At 27.6% G+C, this 14,961-nt stretch carries 15 protein-coding genes; 11 read left to right on the top strand and 4 right to left on the bottom strand.

Going from position 1 to position 14,961, the window contains the following annotated elements; translation table 11 throughout:
- Positions 1-12: 12 nt before the first annotated feature.
- Positions 13-1,011 carry a GGGtGRT protein gene (locus ACQPVP_RS08255; RefSeq protein ID WP_430839199.1) on the top strand — a complete coding sequence of 333 codons (999 nt, stop codon included), beginning with the start codon at positions 13-15 and terminating at the stop codon, positions 1,009-1,011.
- Positions 1,012-1,195: 184 nt separating this feature from the next.
- On the opposite strand, the gene ACQPVP_RS08250 is transcribed toward ACQPVP_RS08255, so the two are convergent.
- The gene (locus tag ACQPVP_RS08250) at positions 1,196-1,357 is read right to left on the bottom strand and encodes a Spo0E family sporulation regulatory protein-aspartic acid phosphatase (protein ID WP_430848952.1); all 162 of its coding nucleotides are present in this window, start codon (positions 1,355-1,357) and stop codon (positions 1,196-1,198) included.
- 284 nt (positions 1,358-1,641) lie between these two features.
- On the opposite strand from ACQPVP_RS08250, the gene ACQPVP_RS08245 reads away from it, so the two are divergent.
- The 6 genes from ACQPVP_RS08245 (at position 1,642) to ACQPVP_RS08220 (ending at position 7,028) form a co-directional block, all read left to right on the top strand.
- Positions 1,642-2,850 (top strand): DNA/RNA non-specific endonuclease, encoded by a 1,209-nt coding sequence (locus ACQPVP_RS08245; protein ID WP_430848950.1) that lies wholly within the window; start codon positions 1,642-1,644, stop codon positions 2,848-2,850.
- Positions 2,851-3,013: 163 nt separating this feature from the next.
- Positions 3,014-3,289: a hypothetical protein gene (locus ACQPVP_RS08240; RefSeq protein ID WP_430848948.1), complete on the top strand. Its 276-nt coding sequence runs from the start codon at positions 3,014-3,016 to the stop codon at positions 3,287-3,289.
- Positions 3,290-3,349: 60 nt separating this feature from the next.
- Positions 3,350-4,231: a LysR family transcriptional regulator gene (locus ACQPVP_RS08235; RefSeq protein ID WP_430848946.1), complete on the top strand. Its 882-nt coding sequence runs from the start codon at positions 3,350-3,352 to the stop codon at positions 4,229-4,231.
- A 103-nt stretch (positions 4,232-4,334) separates the two neighbouring features.
- Positions 4,335-5,345 (top strand): YeiH family protein, encoded by a 1,011-nt coding sequence (locus ACQPVP_RS08230; RefSeq protein WP_430848944.1) that lies wholly within the window; start codon positions 4,335-4,337, stop codon positions 5,343-5,345.
- Between the two features lie 216 nt (positions 5,346-5,561).
- On the top strand, positions 5,562-6,776 hold the full coding sequence (locus ACQPVP_RS08225) for an NADP-dependent isocitrate dehydrogenase (protein ID WP_430848942.1): 1,215 nt from the start codon (positions 5,562-5,564) through the stop codon (positions 6,774-6,776).
- A 90-nt stretch (positions 6,777-6,866) separates the two neighbouring features.
- Positions 6,867-7,028, top strand: a complete 162-nt coding sequence (locus ACQPVP_RS08220) for a small, acid-soluble spore protein, alpha/beta type (protein WP_430848940.1) — start codon at positions 6,867-6,869, stop codon at positions 7,026-7,028.
- A gap of 60 nt (positions 7,029-7,088) precedes the next feature.
- On the opposite strand, the gene ACQPVP_RS08215 is transcribed toward ACQPVP_RS08220, so the two are convergent.
- A complete protein-coding gene (locus ACQPVP_RS08215; protein ID WP_430848938.1) occupies positions 7,089-8,321 on the bottom strand; it encodes an aminopeptidase in 1,233 nt (410 codons plus the stop codon).
- A 167-nt stretch (positions 8,322-8,488) separates the two neighbouring features.
- Between ACQPVP_RS08215 and glsA the strand changes: the two genes are divergently transcribed.
- From glsA to ACQPVP_RS08195, 4 genes are all read left to right on the top strand, one after another.
- Positions 8,489-9,406, top strand: a complete 918-nt coding sequence (gene glsA, locus ACQPVP_RS08210) for a glutaminase A (protein WP_430848936.1) — start codon at positions 8,489-8,491, stop codon at positions 9,404-9,406.
- 100 nt (positions 9,407-9,506) lie between these two features.
- Complete coding sequence (polA, locus tag ACQPVP_RS08205) at positions 9,507-12,122, top strand: DNA polymerase I (RefSeq protein ID WP_430848934.1); 2,616 nt, start codon at positions 9,507-9,509, stop codon at positions 12,120-12,122.
- A gap of 16 nt (positions 12,123-12,138) precedes the next feature.
- Positions 12,139-12,741 carry a dephospho-CoA kinase gene (coaE, locus tag ACQPVP_RS08200; RefSeq protein ID WP_430848933.1) on the top strand — a complete coding sequence of 201 codons (603 nt, stop codon included), beginning with the start codon at positions 12,139-12,141 and terminating at the stop codon, positions 12,739-12,741.
- Positions 12,742-12,751: 10 nt separating this feature from the next.
- Positions 12,752-13,300 carry a lytic transglycosylase domain-containing protein gene (locus ACQPVP_RS08195; RefSeq protein WP_430848931.1) on the top strand — a complete coding sequence of 183 codons (549 nt, stop codon included), beginning with the start codon at positions 12,752-12,754 and terminating at the stop codon, positions 13,298-13,300.
- 24 nt (positions 13,301-13,324) lie between these two features.
- On the opposite strand, the gene ACQPVP_RS08190 is transcribed toward ACQPVP_RS08195, so the two are convergent.
- On the bottom strand, positions 13,325-14,191 hold the full coding sequence (locus tag ACQPVP_RS08190) for a 50S ribosomal protein L11 methyltransferase (RefSeq protein ID WP_430848929.1): 867 nt from the start codon (positions 14,189-14,191) through the stop codon (positions 13,325-13,327).
- Between the two features lie 135 nt (positions 14,192-14,326).
- Positions 14,327-14,905 (bottom strand): flavin reductase family protein, encoded by a 579-nt coding sequence (locus ACQPVP_RS08185; RefSeq protein ID WP_430848927.1) that lies wholly within the window; start codon positions 14,903-14,905, stop codon positions 14,327-14,329.
- Positions 14,906-14,961 lie beyond the last annotated feature (56 nt).

Below are 14,961 nucleotides of genomic sequence, written 5' to 3'. Positions count from 1 at the left end.
GGGAACAGTATTATGCCATTATTTGAAAGTTATGAAAGAAGAATAAATCAAATCATTCCTGTATTAGAAAAATACGGTATGACTAAAATAGAAGATGCAAAGACAGTTTGTGATGAAAAAGGTATAGATGTTTACGAAATCGTAAAATCAACTCAACCAATAGCATTTGAAAATGCTATGTGGGCTTATACTTTAGGAGCTGCTATAGCTATTAAAAAAGGATGTACAAAAGCTGCTGATGCTGCTGAAGCTATTGGTGAAGGTTTACAAGCTTTCTGTATCCCAGGTTCAGTTGCAGATGATAGAAAAGTTGGTTTAGGACACGGAAACTTAGGAGCTATGCTTTTAAGAGAAGAAACTAAATGTTTTGCTTTCTTAGCAGGACACGAAAGTTTTGCAGCAGCAGAAGGTGCTATTAAGATAGCTGAAAAAGCTAACAAAGTAAGAAAAGAACCACTAAGAGTTATTTTAAATGGTTTAGGAAAAGATGCTGCATACATCATATCAAGAATAAATGGATTTACTTATGTTGAAACAAACTTTGATTTCTTTACAGGTAAATTAGAAATAGTTAGAGAAGTTCCATATTCAAATGGACCGAGAGCAAAAGTTAAATGCTATGGTGCTAACGATGTTAGAGAAGGTGTTGCTATAATGCATCACGAAGGAGTTGACGTATCAATTACTGGTAACTCAACTAATCCAACAAGATTCCAACATCCAGTTGCAGGAACATATAAGAAAGAATGTGTAGATCAAGGAAAGAAATATTTCTCAGTAGCATCTGGTGGTGGTACAGGAAGAACTCTTCACCCAGATAATATGGCTGCAGGTCCAGCTTCATATGGTATGACAGATACTATGGGAAGAATGCACTCAGATGCACAATTCGCAGGATCATCATCAGTTCCAGCTCACGTTGAAATGATGGGATTAATTGGAATGGGAAATAATCCAATGGTAGGTGCTACAGTTGCTGTTGCAGTTGCTATTGAAGAAGCAATGAAATAGAGTAAAATCAATTGTTTAAAAACTATTGAAAATTTAATTTTGTCAACAGAATGTCAACGGAATTTTATATACGTTGATATAATGGTGGCAGATAATAAGAGGGTGACTAATTTATTAGTTGCCCTTTTTAAAATAAAATGTTTAAAGATATTAATTTAAATTTCATATAGAGTTTTCATGTATTTTACTTAAGTTGCATATAAAAATATTTCTTATTCAATTTCTTTTGTATCTCATTAATATCCTTATCAAGTTGTCTACTTACTTTTAAAACCTCATTTGAAAGTCCACTAGATTCATAAAGCTTTTCAAGTTCATATCTAATTTGATTAATTTTAGAATACATAAAATCCTACTCTAAATGCAAAATATATAAAAAATTTACAATTGCAATCAAGGAAATAGAATTGTGAAAAATAAAGAAAAACTTTAAAAAATTAGGGTATTTTTAAAGGAAATTAATATATATATAAATGTATATTAATTTATTATACTAAAATTATAAATGGAGATAAATTTATGATTTTAGACTTGATAGTAAAATATAATAAACTTTTAAAAATATAGACATATCCCAAAAAGGTGATAAAATAATATGGTAATTTTATCATTTAAGGGGGACTTATACAAATGAAGAAGTTAATACAAATACTTCATATTATTATGGGGTCTATAGCTGTTTATCTAAGTATATTATTTTTAACTATTGCTATAGATTCACCATTTTTAGCAGTTATAGGCTTAGTTATTGCACCAGCATCTATAATTTATTTCAATAAGAAATTTAAAGTGAAGGCATTGAAATATTATTCAACTTTATTTGGAATTATGGTAGTTACTATAATAGTAGTTATTGGTATAATTAATCCAACAGATTCAAATCTAAGCAATCAGCAAGAAATAGTAAATAACAATAAAAATGAAGTAACTGAAACTAAAGAAGATGCTAAGATCGAAGATGATTCAAAAAATGAAGAAGTTAAAGAAAATTTAAATGTTGAAGAAACTAAATTAAATTCAACAGATATCCAAGAAGATATATTTGAAGGATATAGATTAATTGAAGTTGATGGTGGAAATCTATCTGGATACAGAGAGCCTAATGTTGTAGTTGATATTGGGTTTGGTGATAGAGAATATTATGCTTTTACTAATGAATACGGTCAATTAGTTAAAGTAATAGCTAAGAAGATTATATTGCAAGATGATTCAACAGAGCCTGTTAATTCTAATGGAAGATATTATTCAGATGAAGCAAAGGTTCCTGGTGTTGAAAGTGAAAATTTAGATGAGGGACATGTTATAGCAGATTCTCTTGGTGGTGTTTCTAATGCATATAACATAACTCCTCAAAATAGTACACTTAATAGACATGGTGATCAAGCTTATATGGAAAAGGTCATAAGAGATGCTGGGGGATGTACGGATTTTGTCGCAATAATAACATATCCAGACACTACAACACAGATTCCAAGCCACTATAGTTATACATATACGATTAATGGTAATGTAATAAATGATGAGTTTGATAATATAAATCCAGATGAATATAATGCTAGTTTAGAATCAAATACATCATCTAATAATTTAACTTCTACTAATAATGGTAGCAGTAATACTAGTAATTCAACAGCAAGCAATATAACTACAAGCAATAATACTACTGAAAATAATAATACTCAAAGTAGTATTAATAGCTCAGAAATAGTTTATTGGACACCTGGTGGAAAGAGTTATCATACTACTAAAAATTGTCCTACTCTATCTAGAAGTAAAACTATTTTAGAAGGAACAATACAAGAAAGTGGAAAATATGATCCATGTGATAAATGTCATTAATCATAAACAATATTATAAAAAATTAATTGTATAACAATTAAAGAGTATATATAACCTTTTAAAAGAATAAAAAATATCTCTTATTGAAAAAATATTTTATCTATGGTATAATAACTTCAAGGTGGAGAAAAATAATATTAATAAATTAAAGAGGTATTAAAATATGAGTGATAGCATTAAAAGTTTGTTATATATTGTAGGTACAATATTCGTTATTGGAGTAGTAGGAGTTATAGCTTTTAAACTTTTATTAGTATTGCTTCCAGTTATAATAGCTTTATGGGTTATCTTTAAAGTAAAAAATTATTTTGGAAGAAAAAAAGGGACTAACTCAACAGGTAACTATACTCCTGAATATAAGTCTTCTTATACTAATGAGAATATAGATGATTCTATTGGTGAAGTTATTGATGTTGATTATGAAGATGTAAAGAAATAATAATATAAGAAAAACTCAGCCTTGGCTGAGTTTTTTATTATTTTAAAAGGGGAGAAAATAGTGAATTTTAGAAAGCTTAAAATTTTTTATGAAACAGCAAGATATTTGAATATGACAAAGGTTGCTAAAGAAATGTATATAAGTCAGCCGTCTATAAGTCAAAGTATTCATGAATTAGAATTAGATTTAGGGGTTAAATTATTTGATAGAATAGGAAAAAAATTATTTTTGACTCATGAGGGAGAGGTATTTTTAAACTACACTAGAAGAATTCTTAATTTATATGATGAGGGAGTTAAAACTATAAGGGATTTTAACAGTAATGAAAAGGGAAAAATAGTTATAGGTGCAAGTACTACTATAGGAATATACATACTACCAGAGATAATAAAGGATTTTTCAAATAAATTTAAGGATATAGAAATATCTTTAATAATCGAAAATACTAAAAATATAGAAAATTTGATTTTAGAAAACAAAGTAGATTTTGCTTTTGTAGAAGGGGATATACATTCAGAAGAAATAGCAAAAGAAGTTATTTGGAAAGATGAATTAGTTTTTATCTGTGGAGAGCAAAATCGAATTAAAGATTTTAATGAAATTCCAGGGAAAATGCTTGAAGATGAGAAGCTGATTATGAGAGAAACTGGGAGTGGGACAAGAGAACATATGGAGTTATTCCTTAAGAAAAATAAAATAAAATTTAATACATTCCTAGAGTTAGGAAATACAGAAGCTATTAAGAAGACAGTAGAAGCAAATTTAGGAGTTGGATGTCTTTCTTATAGAGTTATAGAAGATAAGGTCAAAAGTGAAGAATTATTTATGTTTAGATTATTAGAAGGAAGAATAGAAAGAGATTTATGCTTAATAATGCATAATGATAAATTTATTTCTAATAATATGAAAACCTTTATTGACTATTCAAAAAGTTATATATAGGTAAATAGTTATTATAATAATAAAATAATAGTATTTTAACTTTTAAGAAATAATATCTATAATGAATTTTAGTAAATAGTTTATAGATATTGAGGTGTTAAAATTGAAAAAAGTAACAAATATTTTACCGGGAATAGTTATTTGTTTAATTATTGGAATTATATCAGAAGTACTTGGTAAAAAGTTTTCTACAGTTGGAGCAGCTACCTTTGCTATTTTTATAGGTATAGTTGCAGGTAATACTATATTTAAAAATAAAAAGTATGATGAAGGAACTAAATTTGCAGAAAAAGACTTATTAAACTACTCAATAGTTTTAATGGGAGCAAATTTAAATCTTGCAGAAATAATGGGATTAGGCTTAAATGGTTTATTTTTCATTGTTTTGCAAATGACTTTAACTATTGTTACAGCATATTGGATAGGAAGAAAATTGAAATTTAATGAAAAATATTGCTTATTGATGGCTTCAGGCAATGCAGTTTGTGGATCTTCTGCAATAGGAGCAACAGCTCCAGTAGTTAAGGCTAATGATTCTGATAAGGTGATAGCAATTACTATTGTTAATGTAATAGGTACAATACTTATGATTTTATTACCATTTATAACATCAGCATTATATAATAATGAGACTTTACATACATCTGCTATGATGGGTGGTATATTGCAATCTGTAGGTCAAGTAATAGGATCAGCTAAGTTTGTATCGGATGATGTTGTGAATCTAGCAACTGTATTTAAAATTATTAGAATAATATTGCTTGTAGTTGTGGTTTTAGTATTTGAAAAAATAGATTTAACTGTTGATGAAGTACCCCATGAAAATGATGAAGTTATTCATATTGATAAAAAAAGAAAAGTAAATATTCCTTGGTTTATAACAGGATTTTTCATTATATGTATACTGTATACAGTTGGATTTATTCCACAATCAATTTCAAAATTATTTAAATGGATAAGTAGCAACTTTGAAATAATAGCTTTAGCTGGTATAGGTATGAGGGTAAAAATTTCAGATTTGGTTAAAGAAGGACCTTTAGCAATGCTTTATGGAGGAGCAGTTGGTGTTTGTCAAATTGCTTTTGCGATAATTCTTATTAGTATTTTCTTTTAAAAGATGTATATTATTAAATAATTTTAAATTAAAAAACTTACTTAAGAGTTTTTTATAAAATAAACTTTTAATAGTTTTAAATAAATAATTTTTATCTTTTAAATAGGCTATCATTGAGATAGCCTATTTTATATTTACCAAAAAGAAAGATAATTGTAAAAACATAGGTAATAAGGTATAATTAATTTATTAAAAATTTGAATTGGGGGGCTAAAAATGGAAAAAATTAAAATGATAAATCCATTAGTTGAAATGGATGGAGATGAAATGACAAGAATCTTATGGGGCACTATTAAAGATGAATTGTTATATCCATTTATTGATTTAAAAACAGAATATTATGATTTAGGTTTAGAATATAGAAATGAAACTAATGATGAAGTTACTTCATTAGCAGCAGAAGCTATTAAAAAATATGGAGTAGGAGTAAAATGTGCTACAATAACTCCCAATGCTGCAAGAATGAAGGAATATAATTTAAAAGAAATGTGGAAAAGTCCAAATGGAACTATTAGATCTATATTAGATGGTACTGTATTTAGAGCACCTATTATAGTTGATTCTATAAAACCTTATGTTAGAACATGGGAAAAGCCTATTACTATAGCTAGACATGCCTATGGAGATATTTATAAAGATGTGGAAATGAAATTAGAAGGTAAAGGAAAAGCTGAATTAGTTTTTATTAGTGAGAGTGGAGAAGAAAAGAGGGAATTAATTCATAGTTTTAATGGAGATGGAGTAGTTCTAGGAATGCACAATTTAAATAAATCTATTGAAAGTTTTGCTAGAAGTTGCTTTAATTTTGCATTAGATACAAAACAAGATCTTTGGTTTTCTACTAAGGATACTATTTCTAAAAAATATGATCATACATTTAAAGATATTTTCCAAGACATATTTGATAATGAATATAAAGAAAAATTTGATGAATTAAATATTGAATATTTTTATACATTAATAGATGATGCTATAGCAAGAGTTATAAAGTCTAAAGGTGGATACATATGGGCTTGTAAGAATTATGATGGTGATGTAATGAGCGATATGATAGCTACTGCTTTTGGATCTTTAGCAATGATGACATCTGTTTTAGTTTCACCTGAAGGATACTATGAATATGAAGCAGCGCATGGAACAGTTCAAAGACATTACTATAATCATTTAGAAGGAAAAGAAACTTCGACTAATTCTATTGCAACTATATTTGCATGGACAGGAGCTCTAAGAAAAAGAGGAGAATTAGATAATAATAATGAATTAATGGAATTTGCTAATAACTTAGAAAAAGCTTCTATGCAAACAATAAATGAAGGTTATATGACCAAGGATTTAGCCTTACTTTCTGAGCTAGATAATGTTACAGTAACTAATTCTTCTGAATTTATTAAGGAAATAAGAGTAAGATTAGAAAAAATATATAATAATTAATAAATTAAGTAGTTGCAAGGTTTTGCAGCTACTTTTTTCCTAGAATAAAAAGCACCTTAAATATTAAAACTATCTATGGAGGTGTTGATAATGGCTCATAAAAATAATAAGAATTCAAAGAAAAATAAAAAATCAAGTCAAAAAACTAAAGCTGAATTAAAAAAGATGCAGGTTGAGACAGCAGATGAAGTAGGATATTCAAAAGAATCTAGAAAACTTGGAAAGAACAAACCAAGAAAAGAGGATAATTAGGTAAAAATAATCAATTAGAAGAATATTGGATATAAAAAAAGCTGAGTTTCCTCAGCTTTTTTACATTGCCCAGTTTCCGTTTTTAAAGATTTGAATTTCTTTATTATCTGAAGTATAGCCAACAATGTTCAAATCTTTTGTACCTACCATAAAGTCAACATGAACGATAGAAGAATTAGCACCTTTTTTAGCCAAGTCTTCTTTAGATAAGTTTTCACCATTTACTAAACAAGTTGGATAAGCTTCACCAAAAGCTAAGTGACAAGCTGCATTTTCATCAAATAGTGTATTATAGAAAATTATGTTTGAATTAGAGATTGGTGAGTCATATGGAACTAAGGCAACTTCGCCTAAGTATCGAGCTCCTTCATCACTATCTAATAAGTCTTTTAGTGCATCATATCCTTCTTCGGCTTTAAAATCAATTACTTGACCATCTTTAAAAGTCAATGAGAAGTTATTAATTAAGTTACCACCATAGCTTAAAGGCTTAGATGAAGTAACTATACCATTAACACCATCTTTCTTAGGAAGTGTGAATACTTCTTCAGTTGGCATATTAGCATTAAATTCTATTCCTGAAGTACATTTTTCAGAACCTCCAAGCCAGATGTGATCTTCAGGAAGTTCAATAGTTAAATCTGTACCTTGAGCATTTGTGTAGTGTAGTTTTTTAAAGTTATATTTATTTAAAAATTCTAGTTTTTTATCTATGTTTGTATTATGTTCATCCCAAGCTTTAATTGGATCATCATTATTTAATCTAACAACATTAAATATAACATTCCAAAGCTTATCTACAGCTTCTTCTGCATTTGATTCATTAAATACTTTTAAAGCCCAAGCTTCTGTTGGAACTGAAACTACTGTCCAACGAATTTTATTAGACATAGAGTAAGTATAATATTCTTTTAGTGCTATTTGTCTGCTCTTTTGATATGCAGATATTTTTTCCATAGGAATTCCTTTATATGCGTCTGGATCAGAAGCTGAAATTGAAATTACACAGCAGCCTTCTCTTGCATAAGATATATATGATTCAGCAACCCAGTTTGGAACATCCTTTAAGGTATCTATACTTGCATGTTGAAGCTTAAGTCTTTGTATATTTTGATCAGCATAATGAACAATGACATCTTTTGCTCCTTCTTCATAAGCAACCTTTGTAATAGCTCTTGCAAAATCTACGCATTCTATAGGAGAATTTATTAATAAAACTTGATCCTTTTGTAAGTTAACTCCTTTTTTTACTGCTAGTTTTGCATACTTTTCTAACATATTTTTCATATTCATAAAATCACCTCAATAGTAAATTAAATTCTTTATACTATTTATTCTTACATAATATAGAAAAATAGTCTAGTTAAAAATATATAAGTATAAATTTCCTTGTGTATAATAATAATTATTAATATAATATATATTACGAAAAGCATAGGAAAAATAAGAGGTGAAAGTTTATGTTTAATTTATTAAATACACTAGTAGAAAAAAATAGAGAATATGGTAAAGAGGGAAAGCTTGCATCTTATATTCCTGCGTTATTAGAGGCAAATCCAAATGACCTTGGAATATATATAGTAGATTCTAGGGGAAAGGAGTATTACTCAGGGGAGTATGATAAAAAATTTACTATGCAAAGTATTTCAAAGATAGTTACTTTGATATTGGCTATAAGAGATAATGGGAGATATAATGTGTTTAAAAAAGTGGATGTAGAGCCAACTGGAATGGGATTTAACTCAATAGTTAATTTAGAGGCTAGTGATACTGGAAAGCCTTATAATCCAATGATTAATGCTGGAGCTATAGTAACCACTTCATTGATAGATGGAAAAGATGTAGAAGAGAGATTTGAAAAAATATTAGATTTTATGAAAGCTGTAACTAATAATGATAAAATTACAGTAAATGAAAGTGTATATTTATCAGAAAAAGAAACAGGAAATAGAAATAGAGCCTTAGCTTATTTTATGAAGAGTACTGGAGCTTTAGAGGGGGATGTAGAAGAAATATTAGATTTATATTTTAAGCAATGTTCGATAGAACTAACAGCAAGAGATTTAGCAAGATTTGGGGCAGTACTTGCTAATGATGGAGTTATACCATGGACAAATGAAAAAATAATTCCAAAGGAAGTATGTAGAATAGTAAAGACTATTATGGTTACATGTGGAATGTATGATGCTTCTGGTGAATTTGCAGTTAATGTAGGAATACCGGCGAAGTCAGGTGTAGGCGGTGGAATAATTGCAACAGTACCAAGAAAATATGGAATAGGTATTTATGGTCCAGCTCTTGATGATAGAGGTAATAGTATAGCGGGAATAAATCTAATTAAAGACTTATCACAGGAATTAGATTTAAGTATTTTTTAAGCTATATATTTATGAAAATATAATGATTTATTTTCATAAAAATAGTATAATTTATATAAAAATACCTTTAAGGAATTTATCCCTTAATTTGGAGGAAAATATGGAAAGATTATTAATTTTAGATTCAAATGCTCTTTTAAATAGAGCTTTTTATGCAATTCCAGAGCTTACAACGTCAGAAGGCATTCATACTAATGCTGTTTATGGTTTTGTAAATATGTTATTTAAGATGAAAGAAGAATTAAAGCCAGATTATATAGTAGCAGCTTTTGATAAAAAAGGACCTACTTTTAGACATAAAGAATATGAAGATTATAAGGCAGGAAGAAAGAAAATGCCTTCAGAATTAGCAGAGCAATTTCCTATAATAAAGGAGTTGCTTGGCTTATTATCAATAACAAAATATGAATTAGATGGATTTGAAGCAGATGACATTATTGGATCTCTAGCAAAATATGCAGAAAAAAATAATATTGAAGTTTTTATAGTAACAGGAGATAGAGATGCTCTTCAATTAGCTTCAGAAAATATAAATGTAGTAATTACAAAGAAGGGTGTAACAGAAACTGCAACATATAACTATAAAAGCTTTGTTGATGAATTTGGAGTTACACCAACTCAATTTATAGATGTTAAAGGACTTATGGGAGATAAGTCAGATAATATTCCTGGAGTGCCTGGGGTTGGTGAAAAAACAGCGTATAAATTAATTCAAACATATGGTTCTATTGAACAAGTATTAAATAATATAGATAATATTAGTGGTAAAAAGCTAAAAGAAAATTTAGAAACATATAGGGAGCAGGCTATTTTTAGTAAAAAATTAGCTACTATAGTTACAGAAGTACCAATAGAATTTAATTTAGATGAAATTAAGAGTCAGGAATCTTATGATAGAGATGGATTAAAGAAATTATTATTTAAATTACAAATGAAATCTATGATTGATAAGTTATCAAAGGGGAATGAGATAGAAGAGGAGAGCTTAGAGGAAGCTATAGATATAACATATATAAATAGTTCTGAATCATTTTTAGAGTTATCTAAGGATTTAAAAGGTGAAATTTATATAACATATGAAACTATTAATAGTGAAAAATATTCTGAAATTATATTGAAGAATATTTACTTATCAAGTGATAGTAAAACATATTTTATAAAGTTTGATGAAATTGTAAATGAAGATAAAGATAATGCTTATCTATCTTTAAAAACTATTATGGAAAACAAGGATATAAAAAAAGTTATTCATAATGGAAAATCATTAATTACTATATTAAATAAGCTTAATATTTCTATTGAAGGTTTTGAGTTTGATACAGCAATAGCAGCATATTTAATTAATTCAGCAAGAAATGCCTATGATTTATTATCTTTAATAAATGAATACCTTGGCGAAGATGTAAATGGTAGTGATGATGAAATTAAATGTAAGGTAAATAGTAAGTTAAAGGATATTTATAATATACTTCATGGAAAAATAGAAGATGAAAAGATGGAAGAACTTTATTATAAAGTTGAACATCCTTTAATATTTGTATTGTCTTCCATGGAATCTTTAGGATTTAATATTAATAAATCTATGTTAGAGGATTTAGCTGTAAAATTTAAAGAAGAAATTACAACAACAGAAAAAGAAATATTTGATTTAGCGGAAGAAGAGTTCAATATTAATTCACCAAAGCAATTAGGAAAAATACTTTTTGAAAAGCTTGACTTACCAGTTATTAAGAAAACAAAAACAGGATACTCAACTAATGCTGAAGTTCTAGAAAAACTTCAAGATAAGCATGAAATAATACCTAAAATAACTTATTATAGACAAATAACAAAACTTAATTCTACTTATGTGGAAGGCCTAAAAAATGTTATTGATGTAGATGGAAAAATACATTCAACATTCAATCAAACAGTAACTACTACAGGAAGACTATCAAGTACAGAACCTAATCTTCAAAATATACCTATTAAATATGAAATGGGAAGAGAAATTAGAAAGGTATTTATACCTGATGAATCTGAAGATGTATTATTATCTTGTGATTATTCTCAAATAGAGCTTAGAGTTTTAGCTGAAATGTCTCAAGATGAAAATATGATAGATGCTTTTAAACATCACAGTGATATTCACAGAAAAACAGCTTCAGAAGTATTTAAAGTTCCAGTAGAAGAAGTTACATCTTTAATGAGAAGTAGAGCTAAGGCTGTTAATTTTGGTATAGTTTATGGTATAAGTGATTTTAGTCTTTCACAAGATCTTCATATAACTAAGAAGGAAGCTGCTGAATATATGGAAATATATTTTGATAGATATCCAAAGATTAAAGGATATTTGGATGGATTAATTGAAGAAGCAAAAGAAAATGGATATGTACTTACTATTTTAAATAGAAGAAGATTTATACCAGAAATTAAAGCTTCTAATAGAATAGTTAAAGCTTTAGGTGAAAGATTAGCTATGAATGCACCTATTCAAGGAAGTGCAGCAGATATAATTAAGTTAGCCATGGTAAATGTATATAATAAACTTAGAGAAAAAGAATTAAAAAGTAAGATTATTTTACAAGTCCATGATGAACTTATTTTAAATGTTAAGAAAGATGAATTAGAAGAAGTAAAAAATATTGTAAAAAATGAAATGGAAAAGGTATTAGAAATGAAAGTACCTTTAGAGGTAGATATAAATATAGGAAAGACATGGTATGAAGCTAAATAGGGAGGGCCTAACTAAAATGATAAAAATAGGGTTAACAGGAGGAATTGGTTCAGGTAAAAGCACTGTATCAAAAATGTTAATTGAAAAGGGGTTTAAGATAATTGATGCTGATGTTATAGCAAAAAATGTTTTAATTAAATATCCTGAAATAATTGATAAAATTAAAATTGAATTTGGATCAGGCTTTTTTGATTGGAGAGGTGAATTTAGAAGACGAGAGTTTGGTAACCATATATTTAGATTTCCAAAGCAAAGAAAAAAATATGAAGATATTATACTTCCATATATAAATAAAGAGATATTTGCTACTTTAGATGAGTATGAACAGGCTGGTGAAAAAATAGTAATTATTGATGCACCAACTTTAATAGAAAATAATCTTCATACATATATGGATTATATTATAGTAGTTTGGGTTGACAATAATACTCAAATAATTAGAATAAAAAATAGAGATAGATTATCTAGAGATGAGGCTATAAATAGGCTTAATGCTCAACTATCATTAGATAAAAAAAGAGATTATGCCCATATAATTATAGATAATAACGGAGAATTATTAAAAACTAAGGAGCAGGTAGATAAGGTAATTGATTTTCTAAATGTAATTAATAAGTAAGGAGAAAATAATGAAATTTAAGCGTATATTAACCATTTTAATTGTAGCAATTATAGCTTATTTTGGACTTATGTTTGCAATGAAGAGGTATGTATATCCTTACAAATACGCTGAGTATGTAAATAAATATAGTGAGGAATATGAATTAGAGCCCTATCTTGTTTTGGCAGTAATAAAAACAGAAAGTAATTTTAATGAAGGCGTTGTATCTAATAAAGATGCAAAAGGTTTAATGCAGATAATGGATACTACTGGTGAATGGGTAGCAAAGGAATTAGAAGTCGATGATTTTGAAACTTCTATGCTTTTTGATCCAGAAATTAATATAAAAATAGGTTGCTGGTATTTAAAAAATTTAGAACATGAATTTGATGGAAATTTAGATTTGATTTTAGCAGCCTATAATGGTGGTAGTGGAAATGTGAATAAATGGTTAAGTCAGGAAGAGTATTCTTTAGATGGAGAAAATTTAGATTATATTCCTTTTCCAGAAACAAAAAAATATGTAGATAAGGTAAAAGCTAATTATAATATATATAAATTCTTTTACGATAAATAAAAAATGCACCTTTTGGTGCATTTTTTATTTAAATATAGCTGTCATCCATTCATTAGTTTGATATTTTTCTTGTAATTCAAATCCATAGTTTTCAATTATAGATTTCACTTTATCAAAACTCCACTCAACAAGTCCTGATACTAATAGGCTACCATTAGGTAGTAAATGCTCTTTTATTAGATCCATAAATAATTCAGTTTCTTCACCACCGATATTTATATAAATCCAATCAAATTTATCATTAATTTGAACTTCGCCATTAAGTGCATTACCAACTAAGGTTTCAACGTTGTAAAGGCCATTTAATGCTGCGTTTAATTCAACTTCTTCTCTTACATCTCTTATATCTAATGCAGTTACTTTAGAAGCACCGATTATTGCAGAGGCAATAGATAATATTCCTGATCCAGTACCAATATCTAAAACTTTTTTATTATCTAAATCTATTTTAGTTAAAATAACATTTAATAAGTCTTTGGTAGTTTCATGTAAACCTGTTCCAAAAGCACCTTGAGAAATAAAAGAAATTTTACTTATATTTTTATCATTTATATCCTCGTTAGGGGAGGCTAGTACCCAATTATCATTTATATGAACCACTGGAAAATCATAAGTTTCATAATTATTATGAATTTCTTCTATTAAAATACAATCGCTGTTTAATAATGAGGTAAGTTTGTCTTTGAATAAGCCTAAACCTTCCTTATCTTCATCAAAAGCAACCTTAATATCGATTGTATTAACTTCTTTTTCTAAATAGCCATATCCATATTCATCAGTTGTAATCTCTAATGGGCTTTCATAAAAAACATTAAAAATATCGTTGATTTGTAAAGTTTCAATTTTTTCATCTAGCTCTTTAAATTTAATATTATAAGTTAATATAAACATACTACGTATCCCCCGAATTAATTCATTTCAATATAATTGAGTATAGATAGATTTTTAATTAATGTCAAGGAAGCTATTGGAATAATCATAAAATATACAAATAAAATTATATGTAATTTTAACCAATAAAATATTTTATTTTTTTCTTTTCTTCTTTTTTATAGAGTATCCAAAAGAACCTAGAGGCTTAGCATTTAAGCCATAATATTCACCGTGATTATAACAAATTAAATTAGCTTTGTTAAAGCAGATTTTCCCTTTTTCATCTATTATTTCTTCATTTACCTTAACATTAATAACATCTAATAAGAATAGATCATGAGTTCCAAGGGGAGTTATACTTTTTACTTTACATTCAAGAGCAACAGGGGATAAATCTATGGATGGAGTGTTAATAGCTACACCATCATTTAATTTATAACCAAAATGCTTTATTTTATCTATTTTTCTTCCAGATACAACTCCACAGTAATCTAGAAATTTCACCATATCTCTTGAAGGTAAATTAATAACACATTCACCACTTTCTTTTATATACTCATAAGAAAGACGTTCTGGTCTAACCCCCATAGCAAGTATTGGTTCTTTAGTACATACAGTACTTATCCATCCTACAGTAAAAGCATTTACTTTATCTTCTCTATTTTTACTAGTAACTATTACTACTGGTGTAGGATTTAACATTACGCTACCTTTGAAATTTTGCTTTTTCATAAATTTAACCATCCTTTAATTTTTGATTTTATAAAAAGATAAAAACTCCCTTAGGA

It is taken from the genome of Clostridium nigeriense (genome assembly GCF_050585265.1).
In the GTDB taxonomy this organism is placed as follows: Bacteria; Bacillota; Clostridia; order Clostridiales; family Clostridiaceae; genus Clostridium; species Clostridium nigeriense_B.
The sequence above is the reverse complement of the archived record's forward strand: the minus strand, read 5'-3'. Positions and strand labels throughout refer to the sequence as shown.

Excerpts from the sequence above, each read along its gene's own strand:
- ACQPVP_RS08190 (WP_430848929.1), bottom strand. The coding sequence starts at position 14,191 with ATGTTTATATTAACTTATAATATTAAATTTAAAGAGCTAGATGAAAAA.
- ACQPVP_RS08195 (WP_430848931.1), top strand. The coding sequence starts at position 12,752 with ATGAAATTTAAGCGTATATTAACCATTTTAATTGTAGCAATTATAGCT.
- ACQPVP_RS08185 (WP_430848927.1), bottom strand. The coding sequence starts at position 14,905 with ATGAAAAAGCAAAATTTCAAAGGTAGCGTAATGTTAAATCCTACACCA.
- ACQPVP_RS08240 (WP_430848948.1), top strand. The coding sequence starts at position 3,014 with ATGAGTGATAGCATTAAAAGTTTGTTATATATTGTAGGTACAATATTC.
- ACQPVP_RS08215 (WP_430848938.1), bottom strand. The coding sequence starts at position 8,321 with ATGAATATGAAAAATATGTTAGAAAAGTATGCAAAACTAGCAGTAAAA.
- glsA (WP_430848936.1), top strand. The coding sequence starts at position 8,489 with ATGTTTAATTTATTAAATACACTAGTAGAAAAAAATAGAGAATATGGT.
- coaE (WP_430848933.1), top strand. The coding sequence starts at position 12,139 with ATGATAAAAATAGGGTTAACAGGAGGAATTGGTTCAGGTAAAAGCACT.
- polA (WP_430848934.1), top strand. The coding sequence starts at position 9,507 with ATGGAAAGATTATTAATTTTAGATTCAAATGCTCTTTTAAATAGAGCT.
- ACQPVP_RS08245 (WP_430848950.1), top strand. The coding sequence starts at position 1,642 with ATGAAGAAGTTAATACAAATACTTCATATTATTATGGGGTCTATAGCT.
- ACQPVP_RS08225 (WP_430848942.1), top strand. The coding sequence starts at position 5,562 with ATGGAAAAAATTAAAATGATAAATCCATTAGTTGAAATGGATGGAGAT.
- ACQPVP_RS08250 (WP_430848952.1), bottom strand. The coding sequence starts at position 1,357 with ATGTATTCTAAAATTAATCAAATTAGATATGAACTTGAAAAGCTTTAT.
- ACQPVP_RS08255 (WP_430839199.1), top strand. The coding sequence starts at position 13 with ATGCCATTATTTGAAAGTTATGAAAGAAGAATAAATCAAATCATTCCT.
- ACQPVP_RS08220 (WP_430848940.1), top strand. The coding sequence starts at position 6,867 with ATGGCTCATAAAAATAATAAGAATTCAAAGAAAAATAAAAAATCAAGT.